19 protein-coding genes are annotated in these 26,458 nt (G+C 44.9%); 14 read left to right on the top strand and 5 right to left on the bottom strand.

Annotated features, from left to right (window positions below; all coding sequences use genetic code 11):
• Position 1 precedes the first annotated feature (1 nt).
• From FAZ15_RS14945 to FAZ15_RS14930, 4 genes are all read left to right on the top strand, one after another.
• Entirely contained in the window at positions 2 to 1,222 is a 1,221-nt protein-coding gene (locus FAZ15_RS14945; RefSeq protein ID WP_136902134.1) for a hypothetical protein, read from the top strand.
• Positions 1,223 to 1,316: 94 nt separating this feature from the next.
• The gene (locus tag FAZ15_RS14940) at positions 1,317 to 3,641 is read left to right on the top strand and encodes a glycoside hydrolase family 3 N-terminal domain-containing protein (protein ID WP_202912410.1); all 2,325 of its coding nucleotides are present in this window, start codon (positions 1,317 to 1,319) and stop codon (positions 3,639 to 3,641) included.
• 11 nt (positions 3,642 to 3,652) lie between these two features.
• The gene (locus tag FAZ15_RS14935) at positions 3,653 to 5,668 is read left to right on the top strand and encodes an FAD-dependent oxidoreductase (RefSeq protein WP_136902133.1); all 2,016 of its coding nucleotides are present in this window, start codon (positions 3,653 to 3,655) and stop codon (positions 5,666 to 5,668) included.
• A 40-nt stretch (positions 5,669 to 5,708) separates the two neighbouring features.
• A complete protein-coding gene (locus FAZ15_RS14930; RefSeq protein ID WP_238387269.1) occupies positions 5,709 to 7,553 on the top strand; it encodes a carbon starvation CstA family protein in 1,845 nt (614 codons plus the stop codon).
• Positions 7,554 to 7,702: 149 nt separating this feature from the next.
• On the opposite strand, the gene FAZ15_RS14925 is transcribed toward FAZ15_RS14930, so the two are convergent.
• A complete protein-coding gene (locus FAZ15_RS14925) occupies positions 7,703 to 8,653 on the bottom strand; it encodes an alpha/beta fold hydrolase (protein ID WP_136902132.1) in 951 nt (316 codons plus the stop codon).
• 46 nt (positions 8,654 to 8,699) lie between these two features.
• Entirely contained in the window at positions 8,700 to 9,605 is a 906-nt protein-coding gene (locus FAZ15_RS14920) for an alpha/beta hydrolase family protein (protein WP_136902131.1), read from the bottom strand.
• 308 nt (positions 9,606 to 9,913) lie between these two features.
• On the opposite strand from FAZ15_RS14920, the gene FAZ15_RS14915 reads away from it, so the two are divergent.
• The 7 genes from FAZ15_RS14915 (at position 9,914) to FAZ15_RS14885 (ending at position 21,042) form a co-directional block, all read left to right on the top strand.
• A complete protein-coding gene (locus FAZ15_RS14915; RefSeq protein ID WP_136902130.1) occupies positions 9,914 to 10,669 on the top strand; it encodes an MBL fold metallo-hydrolase in 756 nt (251 codons plus the stop codon).
• 40 nt (positions 10,670 to 10,709) lie between these two features.
• Positions 10,710 to 11,309: an RNA polymerase sigma factor gene (locus tag FAZ15_RS14910; protein WP_136902129.1), complete on the top strand. Its 600-nt coding sequence runs from the start codon at positions 10,710 to 10,712 to the stop codon at positions 11,307 to 11,309.
• Between the two features lie 71 nt (positions 11,310 to 11,380).
• On the top strand, positions 11,381 to 12,442 hold the full coding sequence (locus FAZ15_RS14905; protein WP_136902128.1) for a FecR family protein: 1,062 nt from the start codon (positions 11,381 to 11,383) through the stop codon (positions 12,440 to 12,442).
• 175 nt (positions 12,443 to 12,617) lie between these two features.
• On the top strand, positions 12,618 to 16,172 hold the full coding sequence (locus FAZ15_RS14900) for a SusC/RagA family TonB-linked outer membrane protein (protein WP_136902127.1): 3,555 nt from the start codon (positions 12,618 to 12,620) through the stop codon (positions 16,170 to 16,172).
• 24 nt (positions 16,173 to 16,196) lie between these two features.
• Positions 16,197 to 17,621 carry a RagB/SusD family nutrient uptake outer membrane protein gene (locus FAZ15_RS14895; RefSeq protein WP_162304967.1) on the top strand — a complete coding sequence of 475 codons (1,425 nt, stop codon included), beginning with the start codon at positions 16,197 to 16,199 and terminating at the stop codon, positions 17,619 to 17,621.
• Positions 17,622 to 17,653: 32 nt separating this feature from the next.
• Positions 17,654 to 19,921 (top strand): redoxin domain-containing protein, encoded by a 2,268-nt coding sequence (locus FAZ15_RS14890; protein WP_162304966.1) that lies wholly within the window; start codon positions 17,654 to 17,656, stop codon positions 19,919 to 19,921.
• A gap of 17 nt (positions 19,922 to 19,938) precedes the next feature.
• Positions 19,939 to 21,042 (top strand): TlpA disulfide reductase family protein, encoded by a 1,104-nt coding sequence (locus tag FAZ15_RS14885; RefSeq protein WP_136902124.1) that lies wholly within the window; start codon positions 19,939 to 19,941, stop codon positions 21,040 to 21,042.
• A gap of 72 nt (positions 21,043 to 21,114) precedes the next feature.
• On the opposite strand, the gene FAZ15_RS14880 is transcribed toward FAZ15_RS14885, so the two are convergent.
• Positions 21,115 to 21,516, bottom strand: a complete 402-nt coding sequence (locus tag FAZ15_RS14880; protein WP_136902123.1) for a winged helix-turn-helix transcriptional regulator — start codon at positions 21,514 to 21,516, stop codon at positions 21,115 to 21,117.
• A gap of 108 nt (positions 21,517 to 21,624) precedes the next feature.
• Between FAZ15_RS14880 and FAZ15_RS14875 the strand changes: the two genes are divergently transcribed.
• Positions 21,625 to 22,254, top strand: coding sequence for an NAD(P)H-dependent oxidoreductase (locus FAZ15_RS14875; RefSeq protein ID WP_136902122.1), 630 nt, complete (start codon positions 21,625 to 21,627; stop codon positions 22,252 to 22,254).
• A 65-nt stretch (positions 22,255 to 22,319) separates the two neighbouring features.
• On the opposite strand, the gene FAZ15_RS14870 is transcribed toward FAZ15_RS14875, so the two are convergent.
• Positions 22,320 to 22,901, bottom strand: coding sequence for a helix-turn-helix domain-containing protein (locus tag FAZ15_RS14870; protein WP_136820128.1), 582 nt, complete (start codon positions 22,899 to 22,901; stop codon positions 22,320 to 22,322).
• 260 nt (positions 22,902 to 23,161) lie between these two features.
• Here FAZ15_RS14870 and FAZ15_RS14865 point away from each other — a divergent pair, with 260 nt between their 5' ends.
• Both FAZ15_RS14865 and FAZ15_RS14860 read left to right on the top strand, forming a co-directional pair.
• Positions 23,162 to 23,860 (top strand): phosphonatase-like hydrolase, encoded by a 699-nt coding sequence (locus FAZ15_RS14865; protein ID WP_202912409.1) that lies wholly within the window; start codon positions 23,162 to 23,164, stop codon positions 23,858 to 23,860.
• A gap of 34 nt (positions 23,861 to 23,894) precedes the next feature.
• Entirely contained in the window at positions 23,895 to 25,055 is a 1,161-nt protein-coding gene (locus FAZ15_RS14860) for a TIGR03364 family FAD-dependent oxidoreductase (RefSeq protein WP_136902121.1), read from the top strand.
• Positions 25,056 to 25,145: 90 nt separating this feature from the next.
• Here the strand turns inward: FAZ15_RS14860 and FAZ15_RS14855 are convergent, their stop codons facing one another.
• The gene (locus FAZ15_RS14855; protein WP_136902120.1) at positions 25,146 to 26,456 is read right to left on the bottom strand and encodes a DUF5690 family protein; all 1,311 of its coding nucleotides are present in this window, start codon (positions 26,454 to 26,456) and stop codon (positions 25,146 to 25,148) included.
• Between the last annotated feature and the right edge of the window lie 2 nt (positions 26,457 to 26,458).

Genomic DNA, 26,458 nt, shown 5'->3' with positions numbered 1-26,458 from the left:
TATGAAAACTAGATTCCATATTTTTAGTATTCCACTGTATCTTATCGTGCTTTTGATTTCGTGCAAAAAAACAGCAGACGATATCGCAGTGAAACCCGATCTATCGGTCGACATCGTGCTCCATCAGGCCATCCCCGTATCCGTGACCTCCAAAGATAAGATCGAATTCGATGTTACGGTCACAAGTAGCTCATCAGCAGTGTTAAAAACCGGCATCTTAAGCCTGAATGGAGAAGAGCTACAGCGTGAAGAAGCTACATCGGCATCGGAGATCACGATAAAACATAGCTATCAGGCATTGGACACCGATGTCGGCAAAAGCTTAATCTTCCATTTGCGTGTGGATGATGAAGACGGAAACACCGCAAAGAAAGATTTCACGATCTATGTACAATCCGCCCCAGCAGCGATCACTTTTACCTTGCCCGAAGATAGACCAGAAGAAATTCTGGATAACGAGACGGCCACGTTCAATATAGCAGTTGCTTCCGAGTTGGATCTGAAGTATATTAAGACTTCTTTGGATGGTACAGAGATAACCGCACTCACGCAGGAAAGTTTTGCCGACCCAAAACTGGCAGATTACCGTTTTGATTATACCCCTACAGCAAGCGATATCGGGAAAACATTGACCTTCCAAGTCGAGGTAATGGATGTGTTAGGCAATGTCGTGCGTCAAGAATTTCAATTACGTATTGTCCGCAGTAACACTGTAGACTTCAAGAACTTTTTTGATATAAATCTTGGTGCCCAGCGCAGTACCGCCGCAGGCCCATTTTTGAATGCCCATACAGGCGAAGTTCATGTACCTTCTGGTGTAAGCCAACAAGCAGCACAAATTGATCTCGTGACATTCTATAGCGGATCCACATTTAGTTACAATATCACTTCCCCTACATTAGCCTCTGTTGCAGACAATATTTATACTGTCGCGCTATTTGGTGCTGATGCCATGGCCAACTGGAGCGTAAGAAACAGTACACTTATCAAAAAAATCGATCTCAGTAGAACCGAATTTGATGCGATCGAATCAGGCGCGGCCATCGAAAGTCTATACAGCAGTTCGAGTGTAGCGCCATCCGCAACATCAGGAGCTATGGCCAACAATGCCGCTATCGTCTTCATGACGGCACAAGGTAAGTATGGGGTGCTGTATGTTAAATCCAGGACAGCTAATAACAACACCGGTGTATTAACCGTTGACCTTAAAATTCAGGACTAGCTGAATAACAACCGAACCGATCCCCTCTAAAATGGGATCGGTTCATTGATACCATTAAAAGCATTAGCTATTCATAGAAAGATAAAAACAAAGGATGAAAACAAGAAGAAAAGGGTTGCCTGTGAGTTTGCTCTTGAGCACCCTTATGAGCATATCCCAATCACTGAGCGGACAGGTAGCCCCCCCCTTATACCTCCGTCCAGATATTCCCATAGAAGAGCGTCTCAATGACCTAATGGGTCGTATGAACTTAGAACAAAAGATTGCACAGATGTGCCAATACGTTGGGCTCGAACACATGCGCGATGCCGAAAAAAACATCTCCGAAGAAGAGCTTTTGCATGGTCATGCACGCGGATTCTATAAAGGCTTGCATTCCGAAGGTGTAGAGCGCATGGTCAAAAAGGGTGAGATCGGTTCTTTTTTGCATGTGCTGGATGTCAACGAAGCCAACCACCTACAGCAGTTGGCCGCTCAGAGTCCGCTTAAGATCCCGTTATTAATTGGAATTGACGCGATCCACGGCAATGGCCTCGTACGTGGCAGCACCATATACCCATCCCCTATCACGATGGCCTCCTCTTTTGCGCCAGCCTTGGTTCAAGAATCCTATCGGCAAACAGCCAAAGAAATGCGTGCTACCGGATCACACTGGGCCTTTTCTCCAAATATCGAGATCGCTCGCGACCCACGCTGGGGGCGCGTCGGCGAAACATACGGAGAAGACCCCTATCTCGTTACGCAGATGGGAATAGCCGCCGTAACCGGCCTGCAAGGAACCCTATGGCACACGAGTGAAAGTGTGTTGGCCTGCGTCAAACACCTTGTTGCAGGCGGCATTGGAAACAATGGCACCAACGCCTCTCCTGTTGAACTGGGAGAAGGAGAATTGCGGAATGTATTTCTCGAACCTTTCAAGCGGGTCATTCAGCAGGCTCAACCGTACACCCTCATGCCTGCCCACAACGAGCTGAATGGGATGCCGTGCCATGTAAACAGTTGGCTAATAAACGATATTATCCGCAACGAATATGGATTTGAGGGGTTTGTGGTCAGCGATTGGATGGACATGGAAGCAGTTAGTACCAAGCACCGTCTAGCCGAAGATCTCAAAGAAGCCTTCCGGCTAGGTATAGAAGCCGGTGTTGATATGCACATGCATGGTCCCATTTTTATGGATGAAGTAAAATCTTTGGTTCAAGAAGGAAAAATAACCACCGTACGTATTGACAGTGCCTGTGCGAAAATCCTTCGTGCCAAATTTAAGCTCGGTTTGTTTGAAAACCCCTATGTCGATCCAAACACTACCCAAGATGCTCTGTTTACGAATGTTCATCAGCAGACGTCATTGGAGATTGCACGCAAAGGAATTGTACTCTTACATAACCAATCTAATGTATTGCCTTTGACCACACAGAAACGGATACTGGTTGTTGGTCCAAACAGTAACAATCAGGCCATGATGGGCGACTGGGTTTTCGATCAACCACAAGATCAGTTCACCACGCTATTGGCAGGCATACGCAATCAGGCAGCAGGTATAGCAGTAGATTACGTAGATGTCGGGTGGAACCTTCGGGCGTTGGATGCCGATTCCATTGCCAAAGCGATCCAACTAGCTTCAAAAGCAGATATCGTCATCGCTGCCGTTGGCGAAGACTCCTTCAGACAACATTGGAAAGAAAAAACTGGCGGTGAAAACCGAGATCGTATGGATATTAGCCTCTGGGGTATGCAGCAAGACCTACTTGAAGGCCTTAAATCCACAGGAACCCCATTGGTGGCCGTACTCATCAATGGCCGACCTCTCGCCACGCCCTGGATTGCCGAGCAGGCAGATGCCGCCATAGAAGCTTGGGAACCCGGTTCCCACGGAGGTCGTGCTATCGCTGAGATATTGTTCGGAAAGGTCAATCCAAGCGGAAAATTACCCATGAGTATTCCCCGCCACGGTGGCCAAATACCCATTTACTACAATCATAAGCCCTCCCAATTTGCCCATGCATTTATCGATGGTCCGAAAGACCCTCTTTATCCCTTTGGTCATGGCCTGAGCTACACCAACTTCCAGTACCATCGTATCGAATGTGCTTCACACATTACCTTACAAGACAGTCTAAAAGTAGCTGTTGAAGTTGAAAATAGCGGCCAGATGGATGGTGAAGAAGTTGTTCAACTTTACATCCGTGACGACTATGCAAAGACAACCCGTCCAGTGAAAAGCCTATGTGGCTTTCAACGTATAGCGTTGAAGAAAGGAGAAAAGAAAACAGTATATTTTACCTTACACAATGAGGTATTTCACTATTATGATGGCCGTGGCCAATACACATTTGAACCGGGAAGTTTTACCCTGATGGCAGGTGGAAGTTCAGCACAAAAAGATCTTTTACACCGCAAACTCATGGTTTCACATTAAAATACACCAAGATGAAATATTACATTATTCTCTTCATGATATCATGCAGCACAGTACTTCAGATTTTTGCTGCTAGTCCCGATCACCTAAAAGTTGACCTATGTATCTATGGCTCGACTTCTGCAGGTGTAATAGCAGCTTATACCGCTGCAAAAGCTGGAAAAACCGTACTATTGGTTGATCCGGGATACCGTTTGGGCGGACTAAGTTCTGGTGGGTTAGGAATGACCGATATCGGAAACAAATACGTCGTTACCGGACTTGCGCTCGACTTTTACCGCAAGATAGGCAAGCATTATAATACATTTGAACAGTGGATCTTTGAGCCACATGTGGCAGAACGCATCTTTCGAGATTACATGACCAACTGTAAAGCCGGGCAGCTTATGGGCTATCAGCTCGAATCTGTTACAAAAGTAGGACAAAAGATCAGTTCCATCACAGTGGTGGGCAGCCAATTATCTCCGGTACCTGCCAAAACAATTGAAGCCTCGATCTATATGGACTGCAGCTACGAAGGAGACCTACTCGCAGAAGCCGGCGTTTCTTATCACGTAGGCCGAGAAGCAAATGACACCTACGGCGAAACATTGAATGGCGTACAATTAATGAAAGGACATCAATTTCCCGACGGAATCGATCCCTATGTGATTAAGGGAGATCCTTCCAGCGGACTCTTATGGGGGATCAACAACGAAGAACTGAAACCTGACGGTACTGGCGACAAAAAAGTACAAGCATATAATTTCCGCATAACCCTCACAAATGATCCAGCAAACAGGATAACGATAACCAAGCCAGACAATTACGACCCAAAGAGGTACGAACTTCTCATCCGGCAGAAGGAAAGCCAACCTTGGAAAGGGCTGAACGATGTTTTCATTTGGAGCCAGATGCCGAATAATAAAACAGACATCAACAACCGGAACGGTATGTCGACCGATATGATCGGCGCCAATTGGGAATATCCCGAAGCAACTCCTCAAAAAAGAAAAAACATCGTCAAGGAACATGAGGATTACACCAAGGGCCTACTCTACTTTGTAGGAAACGATCCGAGGATCCCTGCATTTATCCGCGAAGAAATGCAACGCTGGGGCTATCCGAAAGACGAATATGTAGAAAACGGTCATTGGTCACCACAGCTCTATATTCGGGAAGCACGTCGCATGGTCGCTGATGTAGTGATGACCCAACACCATTGCCAAGGCCGGGAAATCGTAACAGATGACATCGGTTATGCCGCCTATACGATGGATTCGCACAATTGCGACCGCGTTGTTGTAAACGGTATGGTTAAAAATGAAGGCAACGTTGAAGTTGGGGGGTTCCTTCCCTTCCCCATCTCTTACCGTGCGATAGTACCGAAGCAAGAAGAAGTCAGTAACCTGCTCGTTCCCGTATGTCTATCTGCCAGCCATATCGCTTTCGGTTCGATACGGATGGAACCCGTGTTCATGGTACTCGCCCAGGCGGCGGCCATCGCAGCTTGTCAGGCTATTGATCAGGATATCGCTGTTCAAGATGTCAACGTAGCCCTACTTAAACAACAATTAAAAGACAACCCAAAAGCAGATTTCCGTACAGCAGACGAGCTGATCACCATTACAGATCAAGAACAGATTTCCCTCAAAGGAAAGTGGGATACGGGAACCGGCAGCGGTTATGGCATGTCCTACCTACAGGCAGATGGTCCCAACGCCAACGAAGCGGTTTTTAAACCCACGAATAGGCTTCAAAGCGGTACGTACCGTGTTTACACCTACTACCCAAAAACAACAGAAAGTGCAGCATCCATTAAACTAAAAATATTTGACGGAAAAGCGCTATCCGAGAAAACGCTAGATCTTGCGCAGGTAGAAATAAAGGGACAAACAAGCAGTACCTGGGTAGAGATTGGTGAGTTCACCTTCGACACTGCCAACCACTTTCCCTACGTCAGCATCTCCACGGAAGGTGTCGAAGGCACCGTCGCTGCCAACGCCATGTTATTTGTACCGATTGATGACCAAAAACTTATGCAATAAATCTAATAAAATAGTATCTTAACACCATTAAAGACACAATATGATGGAATTTCTCAATGGCATCAATGCCTTAACGCTGGTCTTTGTTGCGCTACTCCTATTTGCGATAGCCTATCGATTCTACGGTATATTCATCGCCAGCAAAGTTCTTCGTCTCAATGACAAGAACATAACACCTGCGGTGGAGTTTGCCGATGGACACGATTATGTCAAAACGAATAAGCACGTGTTGTTTGGTCATCATTTTGCTGCCATAGCCGCAGCCGGACCGTTGGTAGGTCCTGTTTTAGCTGCCCAGTTCGGTTATTTACCTGGCGCCATATGGATTTTGATCGGTTGCGTACTTGGGGGTGGAGTACACGATATGGTCGTGCTGTTTGCCTCCGTTAGGCACAAAGGTGAAAGCTTGGCCTCGATTGCGTCCAAAGAGATAGGCCCAGCAACGGGTACCATCGCCGGTGTTGCCGTGCTTTTTATCTTGATACTTACGCTGGCTGGATTATCGCTTGCCTGCATTAGTGCCATGCATGAAGCCTCCTGGTCACTGTTTACCGTCATTATCACCATGCCCATTGCAATAATCATGGGATTGATCATGCGATATCGGCAAAACAGCATCACCTTTGCCAGTATTCTCGGTGGTGTGCTATTGTTGATCGGGATCTTTGCCGGGCATGATCTGATGAGCTACGAACACATCAACAACCTATTCCACTGGGATGTGCATACAATATCTATCGCTATTGCCGTTTATGGATTTGTAGCCTCTGTATTACCGATCTGGCTGCTGTTGGTACCGCGAGATTACCTTTCCACTTACCTGAAAATAGGCACCATATTAATGCTGGCTGTAGGTATTCTATTTGTACATCCCACATTGGAAATGCCTGCGCTAACCTCCTTTATCCATGGTGGCGGTCCCGTTATTGGAGGTCCAGTTCTACCCTTTATCTTTATTGTCATTGCCTGTGGAGCCATTTCAGGATTCCATGCCGTTATCGCTACCGGCACCACACCAAAAATGTTAGCTAAAGAAAAAGAGATCCTTTTTGTCGGTTACGGAGCGATGCTTGTCGAAGGTTTTGTTGCGCTAATGGCACTTATTGCCGCCTGCACCCTGATGCCCGGAGACTATTTTGCCATCAATACACCTACCCATAGTTATGCTGACTTCTTAGCGGCGCATCCCGACCTGCATGCAGTGGATCTCCCACATTTTATAGAAAAGATCGGGATCGACCTTCATGGACGTACCGGTGGTGCAGTGTCCCTTGCGGTAGGTATGGCTCATATATTTGACAATATACCATTTATGGATGACCTGATGGCCTATTGGTATAATTTCGCCATTATGTTTGAAGCCGTCTTCATCTTGACGGCCATAGACGCTGGTACACGCGTAGGAAGGTTTTTCCTGCAAGAAATGCTAGCTGGCGTTATACCACAGTTTAAAAACAAAAATTGGATTCCCGGCATATTAATCAGTAGCGCCTTATTCACCTTTTCATGGGGCTATCTCGTCTATACTGGCAACGTGAGCAGCATATGGCCACTTTTCGGCATCAGCAACCAGCTCTTAGCCGCATGCGGCCTCATTGTGTGTACCACGATGCTTATACGGATGAACAGAGGAAAGTACGCCCTATTTTCAGCAATCCCCGGCGTTTTTATGGCCATCATCACCTTTTGGGCGGGCTATATCCAAGTGAAAGACATGTACTTGCCCAATCAGCAATACCTGTTGGCGTCATTGGCTATCGTTGCTATGTTACTTATGCTGATCGTATTCGTTGGCGCATTTCGGAAGTGGTACGGGCTGCTTAAAACCAAAACACTACACATCGATATGTACGGGGAAGAGGTTAAAGAACTTGTCGAACGGTAATTCACAAACTTAAATCATCTTTCGGATGATACAAAAGAGATCTTTTGTATCATCCGAAAGATTTATTATTAATTGAAATAAAGATAAGTAAAAGCACTTACACCTACAGTTAATTCAGAAAGATGACCAAGAGGCAGTAAAGCTAACCTCTACAGCGTCGATAAAAATTCTTCGATGACCTCTGTAGTTCGTTCCAATTTATCGTGATGCAGGTTATGCCCACCCCCATCGATATGAACAAGCTTACCCTTCGGCATAGCTGCCGCAGCATCTTCGTTTTTTTCACGAACTTCGGCAGAAGCGTCTGCTTTCAGAATAATAGCCGGAACCTCTATTCTAGACAGCGCATTACCAATATTCATCGTCGCGGTCATCGCTTGGGCAGCCTGGCTAGTATAAGGGCCATGATATTGCTTCTTCGAAAGCGCCCAGTATGCAATGTCCATCTCTCCCCATAGCGGGTTTTGCCTACGGCCCAAGGCGATCAGATCTTCGAAACTATAATTGTTTTGTGTCACAAGTATCTGCGGACTGCCAAACATGTTAACTGCAATCTTGGGTTTAGCTGTCGCAGATTTGGACGAGACATCCGTGTCGGGGTTGCTGTTATTCCGGGCAGGCCGGTCTTGACCTCCGATTCGTCCCAGCAAGGGATCCAGCATGATAATCGCACGGGCTATATCCGGATAATCAGCTCCTAGCCGCATTACTGTAGCTGCACCCATAGAATGTCCCATTAAAATAGGGTTATGAAATTCCATAGCGCCTACAAATGCGACCACATCCTTGATCAACGTCTCTCCGTTATCGCTAGGCGTAAAGGGATCAGACAAGCCGTGCCCACGTGCGTCGAGCATGTAAATATCGTACATCCCCTGAAGGTTCAATGCAAGCGTGGTCCAACACAGTCCATTGTCGGTAACCCCATGAACCATTACCAGTACAGGTTTATCTGGCTGGGGGGCAGCACGGTAATAGTGAATCCGGATACCATTAGCATACGCGTAGCCATCCGACCAGCCTTCAGGAATACTTGGCTGTTGGGCAAATAACCATGATGGTAACAACACGAGAAGAGCAATAATTGGAAAAAAATTCATAGTGGATGAGATTTGTTATTAAAGATAATGGTGTCTACCGTTAAAACTATGGCATATTTTTCTTCTCCATACGCCAGTGCGCATTCTTCGAAAGCAAAGGCTTATCACCCGAAAACATTCTACCAGCTTCCGAATCTCCCTTCAGTTGCCATTTGTACCAGGCCGTGGCCACGTTGGCAAATTCCCCACCATGTGGCTGGCTAAAGGTCCCTCCGTGTCCCACATCCATATTTGCCATAAAAATGGGGACATGATTAATACGTTTATAATCGTCCATTCCATTCGCGTAAGCAATATCCTTCTCTCCTCCTAACATATAAAGTGTTGGCGTATGGATTTTGTTAAGGTTTTCCTTTTTTAAATTCGGCATTGCACTCCGGCCGTTGCCCGGAATATCTAAAATACCGCTATTGCATATCACTACCGTGCTTACTCTTGGATCGGAAGCCACTTCAAGCGCCTGTAAACCACCGCACGACATCCCACTCACCGCTATTTTTGAAACATCAAGTCTATTGTGATACGGACTTTTTGGATCCTTATTCTGCGCGATAGCCCAATCTATACCATCTGTTAACTGCTTGGATGTTGATTTTCCATCTCCTTTCTGTCCTTCTTCCGGCATTAGGCCGATCGCCACGATTAAGAATCCATGGGATGAAACTTCAGATAAAAAATTAACATGCTCCCAGGGCGAGTTGGCACAGGCCCCATTTCCCCAAGCAATAATAGGAAGCTTGTGATCTTGATCGAAAGACGTGAGATCTTGAGGCCGGAAAACGGTATGGGTAGGTAAGGAGGAATCCGCTAGCATCATAGCACTGTAAGCTCCCGATCCGCCGTCCTCTATTACCCTTGACACAAGCTTGTCTGCGGATGTCTCTTGAGCAAATAAGGTATCGCCTGTCGCCAACAGAAAAAGGAATAAACACATAAAAGCATTTTTTCTCATATTACTACTTGTTTAAATCACTATTGTACAAAGAAATTTTCATTTATCGACAAACTTGCTCCCGCTATAGTTTATTATCGAATATACAAAAAATCCACCAATTTAAACTAAGTGCAGAAGAATGTTGTTGCTTTCGCGCATCACTCAGCTAAGCGTTCTAAAAAATAGCATCGCAGATGCTTGTTTAAGCATATTGACAAACAATCGTCGTTGTAGGATGTTTTGATGAAGAGGCGTCAGTACGACGCTAACGAAGGACAGTAGTCAATCTAACGACTATCGTTAATTCCTGAAACAAAATCATTCGAATGCAACATCAAGAAAACTCCAATACACATATGCTCACCGTGATCGGCTGTGGTGATGCCTTTTCCAGTGGTGGTAATGCCCAAACCTGTTTTCATGTCCAATCGCCATCTGGTGCCTTCCTGATCGACTGTGGAACGGGCACACTGGCGGGACTTAAAAAAAATGGACTCCCCTTATCCGAAGTCGATACCATCATCATTTCCCATTTTCATGGAGACCATTACGGCGGCCTGCCCTATTTGCTGCTCGATGCAGCAAAAGAAAAAAGAGAAAAGCCGCTCACCATCATAAGCCCTCCGGGATGCGAAGAAAAAATCCAACAGCTATTTGAGTTACTCTACCCGGGAACCGTTGTTTTGGACAAGCTAAACTTGGCGTTTGTTTCCTATCAGGCTGAAGAAGAAATTTCGCTGCCCCATCTGAGCGTCATACCCATACCCGTTTCACACAAACCCGAAAGCCAACCTCATGGCATCCGGATCCGCACAGCGGATAAGATCATTGGCTACTCGGGCGATACGAGCTGGACGGAGCGCTTAGTCGATATCGCCGCAGACACCGATTTATTTATCTGCGAATGCTGTTTCTACGATACGGAAGTAGATGGCCATCTCAATTATCTGGAATTATCGAAACATATCGATCGCTTTAGCGCAAAAAAAATTCTGCTCACCCACTTTGATGAAGAAATGATAGCACATATGAACGCAGTCGCATTACCACGAGCAAATGATGGTCTACGCTTAGTGCTGTAACTTTTTTTACATCCTAAGAAATATTACATTTGTGACGGATATGCAAATAAATAGTGATCGTGCGATTCAGGAAAATGAGCAATGGGAATCCTTAAGAAGAGGAGATGAATCTGCATTGCAAACCCTATACATGTCCTATCACAAGCATCTTCTCCATTATGGATTACGTTACACAACCGATCGTGAACTACTAAAAGACAGCATCAATAATACGTTTCTGTACCTGTGGGAAAAACGAGATTCGTTATCCGCTGCAAAACATGTCGGAAACTATATTTTCAGAAGCTACCAGCGCCGTTTAGAAAGAGACCTCAAAAAACATAAGGATTTCGAAGGCTCATCCAGCACCCAAGAAGGAAATGATTTTTACGAATCAGACGAAGTCTCCTTCATTCTCCGGCAAGAGGAAAATATCCGTATTAAGACTTTAAAAAATGCTATCTTAAAACTTCCCAAACGTCAGCGGGAGCTCATCGCGCTACGATATTATGAGGGTCTCAGTTACGATGAGATCGCCGCAAAAACACAGTTGACTAAACGCGCCGTATATAACCAAATTCACACCGCTATTAACTCCCTAAAAGCGAACACGCGTTTACAAAATTTGAAGCACATTCTATCGATAATAGCTTTTTTTTGAAAAAAAATAAAAAAAACTGGTAAAAAAACAAACGACTTGTCTCTATATTATTAAAAGACTAATTTTTCATCATGAAAGTGTATCGATCTACATCAGATTTTTTAATGGATGAGTCCTTTTGCCGCTGTTTTTTACAACATTCGGAAGAAGACGTCTTGAAGTGGAAAAAATACACTGAAGAACATCCCGAAAAGCGCGAACTCATCGAAAAAAGCAAACAAGAACTCTTAGAACTTTATGAAGCCTTAGCCAATGTGGATACAGAAGAAAATTTTGATAAATTAAGACAACAGTTACCTGCGCGGACAACTGGCCTAGGAAACAGACGATATTATTATGTAGCGGCCAGTATTGCCCTCTTCCTCGTTGCTGCAGCGTCCATCTGGTTTTATATTATTCATCCTAAAGGCTCGATAGTAGAATTACAATATGTTACACAACCGTCGGAACGAAAAAGTATCTTGCTAGCAGATGGTACTCGGGTAAAGCTGAATGCCGATAGTCGATTGGAGGTGGCTCGGGGATTTGGAAATACCAACCGCAGCATCAAACTCGTAGGCGAGGCCTATCTAGAGGTGGCCAAAAACCCTGATCTTCCGTTTACGATAATCACAAACACCCTTGACGTACGTGTACTCGGTACGACGTTAAATATCAGGGCATATCCGAATGAAGATATTACGTCGGCATCACTTATTGAAGGAAGTGCCGAGGTGCTGTTGAAAAATACAGAAGAAAGCCCTATTCGCCTCAAACCACTTGAAAAAGTAGTGGCTGCTGCAGAAAACAAACAACTTGAGATATCGAACAGTGACCCGCAGAATATATCCATGCCAGAGTATACCTTGGAATCTGTAACGCAATACGATGCAGAACAACGACTTGCAGAAACCTCCTGGACCGAGCAGAAACTGGTATTTGTCAACGAACCACTCTCTTCTATTAGCAAAACACTCGAACGATGGTATGATATAAAAATCGTCTTTCTAAACGATGAGATCAAATCGCGTAAGTACACCGCTGCCTTTGACGAAAAAGAATCCCTCCAGAACGTATTGGAAATGCTTCGTGCGAGTATCCCCTTCCGTTACGGTAAAGCAGGAGCTCGTGTCATCACCATTACATCGCAATAACAAATCATTTCACTAACATATACACACATGTAACAAAAAGAAAAATTTATAAATACATTGGCATAAAAAAGGAGTATGCCAGGCACACTCCTCAAATAGTTAATTAACCATAACAGTCTGCGACCGGACAATCTCAGGAACTGTTATCATCTGTTTACACTAACCACGTAAAATTATGAAAAAAAACGCAATATGCGTTACGGGATTTTATTGCCCGAGACTTTTTAAAACACTTATTCTAGTGAAACTGACCTTTATTCTGACTGTCTTGTTGCATGTAACTGCAATAGGTAGTACTTGGGCGCAAAATGAACGGGCCACGTTAAATGTGCGATCGGCCAAACTAGGCAAGATACTGAAGGAAATTGAAAACCAAACGAAATACCGTTTTGTATATGGTGAAGCGTTACTGACCGGCATAACCAAACCCTTTGCTGTACATGCTAACGATACGCCAGTGAAAGATATCCTTACCGATCTGCTAATTAATACCGATCTAAATTTCGAATTGCGCAATGATTATCTTATCATATTATCTAAGGAGTTAAAAACACCTGCGACGGGACAGGCAACACTTCGAGGTGCCATATCTGATAATCATGGAAAAAGGCTGGCCGGTGTAACGGTTAAGATCGCCGGAAACACCAATAAAGTGATCATTTCGGATCAAAACGGCTCATTCCAACTTGCATCAGTTAATATAGGAAGTATCTTACAGATTTCATCTATTGGCTATCTATCACAGGAAATAATGGTTAGTGCAACACACTTATCAGACGGCATACATATCGTCTTGGAGTCCGAAATCAGTGCGCTGGAAGAAACGGTCGTGATCGGTTACGGATCGGCTAAACGAAAAGACCTGACCGGATCCATCGCCTCTATCAATCCAGATGAAATCCGGGATGTACCATTTATGTCTATTGACGCCGCCATGGTCGGTAAAGCTCCAGGTGTGCAGATCACTAAATCGGACGGATCCCCTGGTGGAGCGGTACGGATTCGGATAAGAGGTGGTGCTTCACTTATTGGATCTAACGATCCACTCTATATTATTGACGGAGTACCTGTACTGGTCGAAAATAAATATGTCGGGGTTACAGACATGACCAACCCTGTTGAAAATTACGGAGGCGAAAATGCGCGAAATTCAAGTATATCAGGTTCTTTTTCACGTGGATTGAACAACCTGGCTGGTCTCAATATAGACGATATCGAATCTATCGATATCCTTAAGGACGCCTCTGCGACTGCTATTTACGGATCTAAAGCCGCAAATGGTGTCGTCATCATCAATACAAAGAAGGGAAAGAAAGACCAAAAGCCCATACTCGAAGCCAACTATTACTCCGGTTTTTCTCGACCATTACGTGAAAAGGTATTAAATGCATCACAGTATAAAGAGATTATGCTGGAAGCTGCGACAACCCGTGTTACGGAAGACATCCGGTTGGGCAGGACACCAAATGCCTTAGCCAATGCATTGGTCAACAACCCGATGTTATTAGGCGATGGCACTGTAGATACCGATTGGTTGAGCCTGGTACTACGACGAGGCCATACGCAAAATGGTAATCTTTCTGTTCGTGGTGGTGGTTCCGCCTCACGACACTACAGCTCTTTGGCCTACACCAAGCAGGAAGGCGCTTTACGTGGTACAGATTTTAGCAGAATAGCCGGAAAACTAAGTCTGGATAACGACATCAGTAGTAAACTTAAAGTGGTCACTAATTTGGATTACGGGTTTACAACCAATAATATCACAAACGGTGTATATTCCAACGCCATGATGGCTCCTCCTATTTTTACACCCTATAATGCCGATGGTACGTTCGTTAATTTTGACCAGCAATTTGCCGCTGCCACACCGGTAGGAGGTGGTAGCGATTTCGGTATTCAAAATCCACTCGCCATGGCCAGTGCGATCAATAACGGAAAAAACAGCTCGCTATTGGGTTCGTTATCGTTGGAGTATGATATCCTTAACGACCTTAAATTTCGATCCACGGCATCAGTCAATTATGGGAATTACAGACAGCGCAACTATATTCCAAGCTATCTTGAAATTGCAAATCCAAACAGCCAAGGTGGGCAATCCTCCCAAGGTGGTGTAGGCTCACAATCTAACAGTACCACGGTAAATAGCTTCTTCGAAAACACGTTAACCTGGGATAAAGAAATCAACGAAAATCACCGATTAAATCTACTGGGTGGTACCTCCTGGGAAAAATATGCGACCGAATTCTTCTCCGCCGAGGGACGCGGCTATCCCAATGACGATTTCTTAAATAACCTGAGCTCGGCAATTGTACCTGCACAGGTGCAAGGTGCTAATCCCTCCGGAGAATACGCCTTGTTATCTTTCTATATGCGGGCAAACTATGCCTTTAAAGACCGGTACCTTTTCACATTCACTGGCCGAAATGATATTTCTTCCAAATTCCCCAAAGGAAAACAAGCCACTTACTTCCCCTCCGGTGCGCTTGCCTGGCGTCTGTCGGAAGAAAACTTTTTAAAGGGTGTATCCTGGATGGACGACCTAAAGCTTCGTGTTAGCGCAGGATATACGGGTTCCCAAAGTATCGGCAATTATCTATTCCTATCCCTGTATTCTCCGGTAGCCTATGCCGGCGCAAGTGCATTCACTCCTACACAATTAGGCAACAGAGACATCAAATGGGAGCGGACGCTGCAGAAGGATCTGGGACTTGACTTTTCCTTCTTTAAAACGAGGTTGCGTGGTACATTAGGCTATTATGAAAAAAACACCAGCGGATTGTTACTCAACATGACGCCGCCACCAAGCTATGCGTTTAGCAGTGTGATCATGAATGTAGCGAGTATAGCTAATCGGGGTCTCGAATTTGACGTACGAGGTGATATTATACGAAATAAAACCTTCAACTGGAACCTCGCGTTCAATATATCCAGAAATATATCCAAAGTAACCTCTATACAAGGCGGCGACTTTTCTAATCCGAATAACAGAAACGCCTTAAATTTGGGCACGAGTATCGTACGGGAAGGCGAAGAACTAGGGCTACTTTACGGCCGGGTGGCTACGCAGATAGCCCAGAGTTCGGAAGAAGCCACTCAATTTCTTAACGACGTGTATTTCGCACAATTATTTAATCCTTTTTTTAATGCTGGAGATATGATGTATGAAAAATCATTGCTCACCTCGTCTGGCGGTGTTGACTACTATCAATACAAGTACGATGTCATCGGCAACATCAATCCCGATTTTTATGGAGGCATCACCAATATATTCAGCTATAAAAACATCCATTTGAACACCTTATTTACCTACTCCTATGGCAACGATATCCTCTTTCAAACCGATGTGCGCGACCGAGGAATTAATAACCTCACCAATAAAGGAGAACGTATTCTTGGCCGTTGGACACCAACAAATCCAAATTCCGAAAGGGAGCGATTAATTTTTGGTCAAAGTGCGTTTCTTAACAACAATAGTGTGTACGATGCATCCTACCTAAAACTTAAGTCACTTACCGTTGGTTACGACCTTCCCAAAATAACATCAGACAAACTAGGCGTTCGTTATGCAAGTTTCTACGTATCGGCAACTAATCTTTTTGTGATCACCAACTATCCAGGCTTAGATCCAGAGATCAGCGATGATCCACGCAGTGTGATCGGTGGCGGGCGCGACCTGAGTTCCTATCCTACAACACGAGAGTTGACCATCGGTATCAGATTAGGTTTTTAATTCATGAAAAAAAAACGAAAGACAATGAAGTTACATACATTATTATATACACTGGTTCTGGGGCTTGTTTTTGGCAGCTTTTCCTCCTGCGAAAAAGATCTTAATGCGTTACCCTCACAGGCTGTCGTCGATGAGACGGTAGTTGTGGATCAAAACAGTGCACAAATTGCCCTCAATGGTGCCTATTATCGCCTGGCAAATACCGGCTTAAATCTATCGGTACAAAGTACGCGGTGGTCTAACGTCAATGAAGTCATTCCTGCGATGATGGCAGGCTGGATGTCGTATGGCTTTGGAGCGACCACTACGGATACGCATGATTATACTCCTGCATCTACAGGTGATTGGAGCTACGCTTATTTCATCCTTAATGCCGCAAATGGTACGATAGCCGGAGTGGAAGCAGTAGCCGATAGCAAGTTTACGGGAAATCGGAAAACGGAGATTCTTGCTGAAGCCCGTTTTCTTAGAGCCTATGCACACTTCCATCTTCTATCCTATTTTGGCGAGTGGTTTGACCTAAACAGTATACATGGTGTACTCCTACGCGACAAACCATTGATTTTTGGAAATGGAAACAACCAACCACGGAGCACGGTAAAAGATAGCTATGCATATATTTTGCAGGATATTGATTATGCCATTACCCATGCAAAAGAAAACAATCCCGCACATTACGTCAATAAGGCTGCTGCACAGGCTTTAAAAATAAGGGTATTGATGAGTCGGGGACAACAGTCAGATTACACCGCTCTTATCACACTAGCTGACGAGATTATCGCCAACCCGAATTATGCCCTAGAGACCAGTCTCAAGGATCTATTCCAAAGCAAAGGGCTCACGAGCAAAGAGGTCATATTAGGTATTACCCCCTATCCTACGCAACGCAGTAGAAATGCGACATACGAATATATCCAATCATCGGTATATATTGCATCGCCGGCATTCAAAACGCTCTTAGCCAACGATCCTAGAGCAAGCTGGATGCTTACGCCGTCAACACATCCGACGGTATTGATATACAACACCGATCCACAGTATCTTACCAAGTACAAAGGCACCCACTACGAGGATGCCTATGTGTTCCGTTTGACCGAGGTGCACTTGCTGAAAGCGGAAGCCATTGTACGCTCGGGAGGAAGTCTAAACACTGCCAAAACGATTCTTAAAAACATTATGGGACACGCCGGCGTCACCGATTTCTCCGCCGTAGACAATGCCACCACGACAGATCAAGTTTTGTATCAGATTTACCTAGAATTTTCCAGAAATTTTGTATCCGAAAACGGTGTGGACTGGTTTGCCTTACTGCGCTTACCTTATGAAACAGTGAAGACACTTCGGCCTACGATCACCACCAAAACAAAATACATCTTTCCTATTCCGGCTACTGAATTCCAGACCAATCCGAGCATAGGCGATCAAAACCCAGGATATCCGAAAGAGTAAAGAATTTATATATGCACTATAAACAATTCCATATGAATAAATATTTAATTCTGATCGCTTACGTGACTGTGGTGATGCAGAGCTTTGCACAGAAAAACAACACCTTTGTCGCCGGAAACATACAAGATCTTTCCAATGCAGAATGGATCTACCTATCCAGTATGCGAGGTGGGTATAAGGATTCTACACAACAAAATGACAACGGATTCCGATTCGAGCTGGATATCCCCGAAGGCGAAGGTGACTTCTATATACTGCGAGCAGGTAAACAAGACAAATATAATACAGTATTTATATATCTGGAGCAGGGGAAACTTCACGTTTCAAGTAAAACGGCATCGTTGAAAGACGCAAAATTTTCTGGGGGGAACTTAGCAAAGTACTACAATCTATTCAAAAACCGACCACAGGCCGGCGATACGGAAGAACTGTACACGCAATTCGCTGAAGCACAAAAAAACAACGACACGGAAAAGCTGAAAACGCTATCCGCTAAAATGACGGAACAACGAAATGACCAAAAACAACTTGACAAGACCTTTGTGCTTAAGCACAAATCGAGCCCTGCTGTAGTTTATCCTTTATTTTTTACGTTGCGGGATCGCGACAATCTGGCCGAGCTGGGAGAAATACTGGACCAGCTTACCCCCAAGGCGAAAAATAGTGTTCCGATAAGAGCAATAGAATACAGCATCAAAACCGATAAACTAACCGGTATTGGTCGTACAGCATTACCATTTTCCCAAGCAGATACTGCCGGAAACATTGTTTCGATCAACGATTTTAAAGGTAAGTATGTACTCATTGATTTTTGGGCAAGCTGGTGCGTACCCTGCCGTGTAGAGAATCCGAATGTCGTGGCAGCATTTGAGCAGTATAAAAATAAAAATTTTACCGTGCTGGGTATTTCATTTGACAACCCTGGACAGCGCAACCGATGGATCCAAGCAATACACGACGACAACCTGCACTGGACTCAGCTATCGGATCTCAAAGGTTGGAAAAATGAAGTGGGTGTACTATACGATATCAAGTCCATACCTTCTAATCTTTTAATCGACCCGAACGGGGTTATCGTTGCGAAAAACTTAAAAGGTGCGAAGCTTGAGGAGAAACTCCACGAGCTTCTAGGAAAGCCAGAGTTGGAAACAGGAACCTTCGTGATCAAAGGAGCAGTTGAAAATTCGAATAAAGCTACCCACTTTTATACGCGCTATGAGAACGCGGACGGCCAATCCGTATCCGACAGTGTACCGATATTCGACGGAGTATTTAGCTATATTGGCAAAGTCAGTTCGCCGACACAGATGATGGCATACTTTGGTAATGGTCACGATGCCGCACCGAATTCCTATGAGCAATATTTAATATGTTATGTAGAGCCGGGCGTAGTGTCTTTAAGCGGCAATACCACCATGCCACAGGAGATCACTGTATCAGGTTCGAAAACCAACGACGAGTATATCTTATTCAACAACCTAATTAAACAGGAGCTTGATGCCTTTAAACCCCTAAATGAGGAGTATTCACAACTGAGCGCGGCCTATGCCCGACTAAAAAAAGAAGGGGCATCCGAGACTGTATTGGAGGCTAAACTTGCCGAATTCGAACCGCTGAAAGAACGGATGGCTCCTTATCAAAAAAACATAAAGGAAAAGCAACTTAATTACATCAGACAGAACCCCAATTCGTACATCTCCGTAGGACAGCTTAGGTATTACGTCAGCAGTCTTAGTCTCTCCGAATTACAAAATATCTATTCGCAGGTAGGGCCGACGATCAAAAACTCGAAGATGGGGAAAGAAATCGGAGAAGAAATCGCAAAATTAAAAGCTGGCTCACCCGGCAGTCCGGCAAAGAATTTTACAGGTACAGATATCAATGGCAAACCGTTGCAGCTTACAGATTACAGGGGTAACTATGTATTACTGGATTTTTGGGCAAGTTGGTGCGTGCCTTGTCGCAAAGGAAATCCACATCTGTTAAAGCTTTATAACAAATACAAAAAGAAAGGTTTTGAAATTATTGGAATATCAGATGACGACCGCAACCACGAAGCTTGGAAAAAAGCGGTCGATCAAGACCAAATAGGTGTTTGGAAACACGTGTTACGCGGGATGAAAATGGATCCGAATGGTGGATTCGATCGATCGGAAGATAAATCTGAATATTACGGCGTGCACACGCTACCAACCAAGGTATTAATTGATCCACACGGTGTAATCGTAGGTCGCTATGCAGGCGGTGCGGGTTCAGACGCCGATCTCGATGCGAAACTAAAAGAGATATTCAACTATTAGTCAGTTAGATAAGAAACATGAAAAAAATATTATTTATTATACTGGGGTTCATGATATGGTCTCCTGTCAAATCGCAAGAAATCCCTGTCACCTTAGGCATAGGCGATACCGCGCCTAAACTGCAATATGCAAAATGGATCCAAGGTACTCCTTTTGATCTGACACAGAAAGACATGGTCTATGTTATCGAATTTTGGGCGACCTGGTGTGGTCCCTGTGTAGCCGCTATGCCGCATTTATCCGAATTAGCAGCGCAATACAAGGACGAAGCTCGGTTCATTGGCGTCAATATCTGGGAAAAAACCGGCGACAAGCCGTATGAGAGCTCACTTCCTAAGGTGATCCAATTTGTTGAGGGCAGTAAAGACCGCATGACGTACAATGTAATTGCAGACAACAATGAGCTGTATATGAGTAATACCTGGATGCGTGCCGCTGGTCAAAACGGAATCCCTTCGACGTTCGTCGTTAAAAACAACCAGATTGTATGGATCGGTCATCCGAGCAAACTGGATGAAATTATTCCCGCTGTAATCGCGGATACATTTGACATCACCGTGTACAAAGCACAATTTGAAAAAGCCAAGGAAAGTTCAAAAGCGACCATGCAGCTTTTTGCCACCTTCAGCACGCAGGTTAATGAAGCTGTCGCAGCGAAAGATTACGACAAAGCATTTACCATCATAGACGAATCTGCGACGAAAACGCCAATATTAGCGTATACAAGCAAAATAGAAAAACTAAAAATATTATTAGAACATTTTTCGGAGCAAAAGGCCATTGCATACATAAAAGAAATTACCAATGCAGAAAAAGATAGATATGAAGGTACATTAGCGTCATTCTTGATAGAACGAGAAAATTTATCGAAGGAAACGTACGAATTTGCAGCAACCTTAGTAGACAAAGCCATTGAAACATATCCATTTTCCGGAGTTTATGACCTGAAAGCTAAAGCAATGATCAAAGCCGGAAATCAAGCGGGAGCTATTTCAGCATTGGAAAACGCAATCGCGCTAGCCAAATCAGAAGTCAACGACCCTAAGTTTGCCGGTCGGGTGTTTGACTATACGATTACAGAATATCAGGACAAATTAAAGACACTTAAGGCGACACCTTAAGTAAATAGCTAATACAGTAAGAGACGCGATTTCCGTGGAGGAAATCGCGTCTCTTATTTCTATCCATTTTGCTTAACCTTCTGCCAGCGCAGGCTCCCCTTTAATATGCTTTACGATCACCTGCCTGTGTTTGGTCCCCCATTCGGCTAGGCTATGGATAATGGGCAGTAGGTCTACACAATAATCTGTCAAACTATAGGCTACCGCAATGGGCTGATCCGATACGACCGTGCGCTTCACCAGAAGATTCATTTCCATATCCTTGAGCTCGCGGCTCAGCATTTTGCCGGAGATACCTTCTACCTCCTTCAGAATCTCCGAGTAACGCCGCGTTCCAAAACCGAGTAAAGAAATGATGGCTATCTTCCACTTACCATTTAATACATCCATTGTATCGTGTACCGCTGCAATGCGTTTGCCGCATGCACTAAAATCATGGCCTTTCCAAGGCACCTTATCCTGTTGATTTTCCATAAAATGTCACCTAGTTACCCCAATGTTACTATTACTTTTTGTCACTTAGTTACAAATATACACCAAATAAACCGATATTTGTATCGGTTTAACATATTTAATTGGTATATGAATTTACAAGACACCTTATCATGGCGTTACGCTGTGAAAAAGTATAGCGACCGACGGGTCGAAGACGACAAAATACGCCGGATCCTAGAAGCTACTAACATGAGTGCATCTTCGGTGGGCATACAACCCTACCGCGTTCTGGTTGTGGAAAACAAAGAGCTGCGTAAACAACTTGGCGAAGGCTCGTTCAATACCCAGATCGCCGAAGCCTCCCATCTCCTGGTTTTCGCCGCGTATGCAAATATCGACCAAGCTATGATCGATGACTATATGGCGCGTACCGCAGCGATACGCTCTACGCCATTGGATCAACTGGCGGATTTCAAAAGCAAACTGGAATCTTTTTTACTAGCCCGTCCGGCGGAAGATAACTTCACTTGGGCAGCGCGGCAGACCTATATAGCATTAGGTACTGCGTTAATAGCTGCAGCAGCCGAAAAAGTGGATACTACTCCCATGGAGGGTTTCGATCCCGCTCAGGTCGATCGCATCCTTGGTCTCACGGAGAAAGGCTTACGAAGCGTCGTCTTATTATCATTGGGCTATCGTGACGAAGCAGGCGACTGGCTAGCATCCCTTCCGAAAGTTCGATTAGACGTTGAAGAATTTGCACCAGTGGTTGGATAAATCGCGCTATACAATTTTAACAAGGGCTTTGCCACGTGGATCAAATCATGTGTGCGTGGCCCTTTTTATTTTCCCTTACCGTCGAAAAAATAGACGATAAGCATGAGGGCAGGTACGGTGCCCGTATTTTTGGGCGTATGCGAAATCCTGCCGTCAAAGAAGATCGAATCCCCTGCCTCCAGTGCGACGGTACGATCCGGAAAAATATATTCCACTTGTCCAGAAACCATATATTTATATTCAAACGCCTCTGTTTCCACCATGGGTCTCGTCGCATCAGGTGCCAACTCCAATAAGACGATATCTAATGTAGAACTATCGATTGTTGATGCGAGAATACGCTGATATTGAAATCCGATCGCATGCTCTTTCTCGAAGTTTTCGTAATCCTGTTTTTTACGGACAATGATTGGTCCCCCTTCGTTGTTGGTTTTAAAATCTTGGAAAAATTCATTCAGATCGACATCCAACGCATTCACGATATTGATAAGCACAAAAAGAGAGGGCACCGTACGGTTATTTTCAATCTGCGAAATCAGGCCTTTACTTACTCCTGCTTTATCCGCCAGTTCCTGTATGGTAATGGATTTATCTTTTCGGATCTCCTTTATTTTAGCACTGATTTTAAATACCGTATTATCTTCCATAGCCTTTTATTTGTAAGTTAGGCAAAAATAGCTAATTGTAAGTAGAAACAGCGCAAATAAACTGCAATTGACGTTTAGCGAAAGTAAACAAATTGTTAAATAATATCTACCCGTATCGCCAACAAGCTCACTGACATACAATCAGCATAGAATTCGCACGTATTGAGATATATAATATTTATAAATACTAAACAAATGTTTATATTTGCACCATATATTTTTTCACTTATAACAGCGCTAGTCGAATACACATTTAAAACATGATAGCAGTAGAAAAAAACGATAAAATTAAGATGGTAGTATGCGATATGGCCGGTACCACAGTTGATGAGGATAACCTCGTGTACAAAACCTTACACCGGGCAATTAATCGGCATGGTTATGCCGTATCGCTAGAGGATGTATTGGCGCACGGGGCCGGTAAAGAAAAAAAACAGGCCATTGAGTCGATCTTAACAAGCACCGCCGAAAAAGTTGATCCATCCGTCATCGAGCTGATGTTCCGTGATTTCTTGCAGTTACTTGACCAGGCCTACCAAACAGCGGCTATATCCGCACAAGATAATGCCCTGGATTTCTTTCAGGCTTTACAGAAAAAAAACATCCGTATTGTGCTGAATACGGGCTACAACAAACACACCGCCGAAACCCTTCTCCAGCAGTTGGATTGGAAAGTAGGCCGTGATATCGATGCCTTGATCACCGCGGATGATGTGGCTCGTAATCGCCCCCACCCCGACATGATTCTGTTTGCCATGGATCAATTCGGTATTGAATCCGGTCAGGCCGTCGCAAAAATTGGAGACTCGGCCGTCGATATCGCAGAAGGGCAGAATGCCGGCTGCAGATTCAGTATCGGCATCACGACCGGTGCACACACCGTCGCGCAATTAAGCCGTGCAAATCCCAGCCATATCGTGGACAATCTGCTCGAAGTCTTACCACTGTTAGAACAATAAGAAACGGGTATTCGAATAAAAAAACTCATAGCTTATGCACTCAAAAAAATACGATTTAATTGTAGTCGGCGGCGGTATCCTGGGCACCTTTCACGCCTATCATGCCCTGCTACGAGGCCTTGAAGTTCTTCAGCTCGAGAAAGATAACTTTCCAGTCGGCTCTACAGCCCGTAATTTCGGCCAGGTCGTACCCTCCGGGATGTCTGGAGAATGGTTTGATTACGGCGTCCGGGGTCTCGAAATTTATCAATCCATACAGCGGGAGTTCGACATCTCTGTCAGAAACAACGGCAGTTACTACATTGCGTCCGATCACGAAGAAACGCAGGTCATGCACGAGCTTGCCGCACACTATAACCGCAAAGACTACGCCCATGCGGTCTGGAATCAAGCGCAGGTATGCGCCAAATTCCCGGACCTACGATCCGATTACGTGAAGGAAGCTATTGTGTTCGAGCAAGAGCTCAGTGTCGAGCCCGAAACCATGATCCGCCGTCTTCATCAGTTCCTGAAACAAAAATTTGCAAAATATACCCTGCGCTACGACACCACCGTATTAGCCTGTGAGAGCCATGCGAGCGGTGCCACCATCAGCACGACGAATCAGCAGGAATTCCAAGCCGAAAAAGTCGTCATCTGCAACGGCTACGAATTTAAACTGCTTTATAGGGAACTATTCGAAGACAGCGGTTTACAGATCAGCAAGCTGCAAATGTTGCGCACACAGCCCTTGCCGCACATCCAGTTGCCCGGAAACATCTTAACCGGTCTAACCATCAGGCGGTACGAAAGCTTTGAAGCCTATTGCCCTTCCTTTCAGCAACTGAGCGTACCCGAGCATTACGAAGAACTGAAAAAATGGGGTATCCACATCCTGTTCAAACAGGCGCTCGACGGAAGCATCATCATCGGAGATTCGCACGAGTATGCACCGGGTACACAGCTCGAAGAACTTGGATTTTCGATCAATGCGCACATCAACCAATTGATGCTGGAAGAAGCCAATCGGATCTTGCCCATCGATCAGCGGCAGATCGCCACTTCCTGGGCAGGATTCTATGCACAGCATCGAGATCATATCGTAGAGAAGAATATTGACGATCGTATCCATATCCGTACCGGTATCGGGGGCAAAGGGATGACCGCCAGTGCCGGATATGCGGAGCAAAGCATCGCGAACTTATATAATTTTTAATCAGGGGCTAACGCCCCAGTATAGGCACACACAAATGGCCTGTCTACTTCTAAATAGACAGGCCATTTGTGTTCCTACTCTGAACAGTTATTATCGCGCGAGTTCCATATCGCCTACCTGCTCCACCTCCGTCACTTTCTTCCGTCTAAAATAAATGAGGGAGAACACAACGGAAATACAACCCAGCACGGCTGCCAGAAGGATGGCCTGCTCAAAAAAGCTACCCCAGCTGGTCTCCACCAATCCGAGTTCGCGCACCAGCAATACACAGACGCTTCCCAGGTATCCCACAGAATCGGCGACATACATCAGGAATCCAATATTACCCTTCACCTTAAAAGACGCCAGAAAGCGCTCGAAAAAAATCGCATTAAACGGTATGTACACCATATACAGTCCCAGTCCCGTCATGACCATCCACGTTGTTCCGCTGACCGCCTGTATCCGAAAGAGATAGGTGAATACACCCGCTAAAAAACAACCCGTAAAAAGCATCACATGGATGTAGCTGAATGCCTTCATGTTATTTTTAACACAGATCAACAGCCCCATAAGTGCCAACACAACTAATGCGATAAGCGAATCCGTCTGCACATAGATCAGCGTTTCTGTTACGCCAATATCCGCCCAGATCTCAACTTCAAAATTATCGCGTATATCCCGAAGCACACTGAATATCAAGTACACAAATACAACGACAACTAGCCCCGGCAGAAACATTTTCAAAAAAGCAATGCGCTCGCCATGTGTCATGGCTTTCCGTTCGTTGCGCAGCAGTTTGTCTTTGGCATCCGGCGGCGGCATGGCCTCCAGCACCAACGTAAATACAAGCAGCGGAATCGCAAACAGCAGTCCCGTAGCAAATGGCATCCATTGCTCCGTTACGTGCAATTCTTCCATCAGGAAACGTGCCAGCGACTTAACAAATCCAGAAGCAAACACCAGACTCACACTCATGATTGCCGCCAAAAATTCAGTGGCACGCCTACCCTCCAGATACGAAAATACGATACCCCATATCATCCCTAAGGGCAAACCATTAATAAACATACACACGATGTTATACGGTGCCGGGATAAATGCGAATCCCAGTAGCGCCAGCCAGGCGACACCAATAAGCAGGAGCAATTTCGCACCACGCCTTTGCTGTCCAAGCTCGGAGACAAACTTAATCCCATAGAACTTACTTAGCATATAGCCAAATACCTGTGCGATCACGAGCCACACCTTATAATCCACCCCCCAAATCGGTAGCTCCGTAAACAAGGCTGCTGTAAACGCTTTTCGATACGCGTACATGCTGGTATAGCAGCCAAATGCAGCCAGCGCCAACAGTATCATCTGTATCGAATACGAAGCACTACCCAGTCGCTGCATCAATAGTTGAAATGGATACTTCATTT

Source organism: Sphingobacterium olei, assembly GCF_005048855.1.
In the GTDB taxonomy this organism is placed as follows: Bacteria; Bacteroidota; Bacteroidia; order Sphingobacteriales; family Sphingobacteriaceae; genus Sphingobacterium; species Sphingobacterium olei.
The sequence above is the reverse complement of the archived record's forward strand: the minus strand, read 5'-3'. Positions and strand labels throughout refer to the sequence as shown.

Coding starts and splice junctions, on each gene's coding strand:
- FAZ15_RS14945 (WP_136902134.1), top strand. CDS start 2: ATGAAAACTAGATTCCATATTTTTAGTATTCCACTGTATCTTATCGTG.
- FAZ15_RS14940 (WP_202912410.1), top strand. CDS start 1,317: ATGAAAACAAGAAGAAAAGGGTTGCCTGTGAGTTTGCTCTTGAGCACC.
- FAZ15_RS14935 (WP_136902133.1), top strand. CDS start 3,653: ATGAAATATTACATTATTCTCTTCATGATATCATGCAGCACAGTACTT.
- FAZ15_RS14930 (WP_238387269.1), top strand. CDS start 5,709: ATGATGGAATTTCTCAATGGCATCAATGCCTTAACGCTGGTCTTTGTT.
- FAZ15_RS14925 (WP_136902132.1), bottom strand. CDS start 8,653: ATGAATTTTTTTCCAATTATTGCTCTTCTCGTGTTGTTACCATCATGG.
- FAZ15_RS14920 (WP_136902131.1), bottom strand. CDS start 9,605: ATGAGAAAAAATGCTTTTATGTGTTTATTCCTTTTTCTGTTGGCGACA.
- FAZ15_RS14915 (WP_136902130.1), top strand. CDS start 9,914: ATGCAACATCAAGAAAACTCCAATACACATATGCTCACCGTGATCGGC.
- FAZ15_RS14910 (WP_136902129.1), top strand. CDS start 10,710: ATGCAAATAAATAGTGATCGTGCGATTCAGGAAAATGAGCAATGGGAA.
- FAZ15_RS14905 (WP_136902128.1), top strand. CDS start 11,381: ATGAAAGTGTATCGATCTACATCAGATTTTTTAATGGATGAGTCCTTT.
- FAZ15_RS14900 (WP_136902127.1), top strand. CDS start 12,618: ATGAAAAAAAACGCAATATGCGTTACGGGATTTTATTGCCCGAGACTT.
- FAZ15_RS14895 (WP_162304967.1), top strand. CDS start 16,197: ATGAAGTTACATACATTATTATATACACTGGTTCTGGGGCTTGTTTTT.
- FAZ15_RS14890 (WP_162304966.1), top strand. CDS start 17,654: ATGAATAAATATTTAATTCTGATCGCTTACGTGACTGTGGTGATGCAG.
- FAZ15_RS14885 (WP_136902124.1), top strand. CDS start 19,939: ATGAAAAAAATATTATTTATTATACTGGGGTTCATGATATGGTCTCCT.
- FAZ15_RS14880 (WP_136902123.1), bottom strand. CDS start 21,516: ATGGAAAATCAACAGGATAAGGTGCCTTGGAAAGGCCATGATTTTAGT.
- FAZ15_RS14875 (WP_136902122.1), top strand. CDS start 21,625: ATGAATTTACAAGACACCTTATCATGGCGTTACGCTGTGAAAAAGTAT.
- FAZ15_RS14870 (WP_136820128.1), bottom strand. CDS start 22,901: ATGGAAGATAATACGGTATTTAAAATCAGTGCTAAAATAAAGGAGATC.
- FAZ15_RS14865 (WP_202912409.1), top strand. CDS start 23,162: ATGATAGCAGTAGAAAAAAACGATAAAATTAAGATGGTAGTATGCGAT.
- FAZ15_RS14860 (WP_136902121.1), top strand. CDS start 23,895: ATGCACTCAAAAAAATACGATTTAATTGTAGTCGGCGGCGGTATCCTG.
- FAZ15_RS14855 (WP_136902120.1), bottom strand. CDS start 26,456: ATGAAGTATCCATTTCAACTATTGATGCAGCGACTGGGTAGTGCTTCG.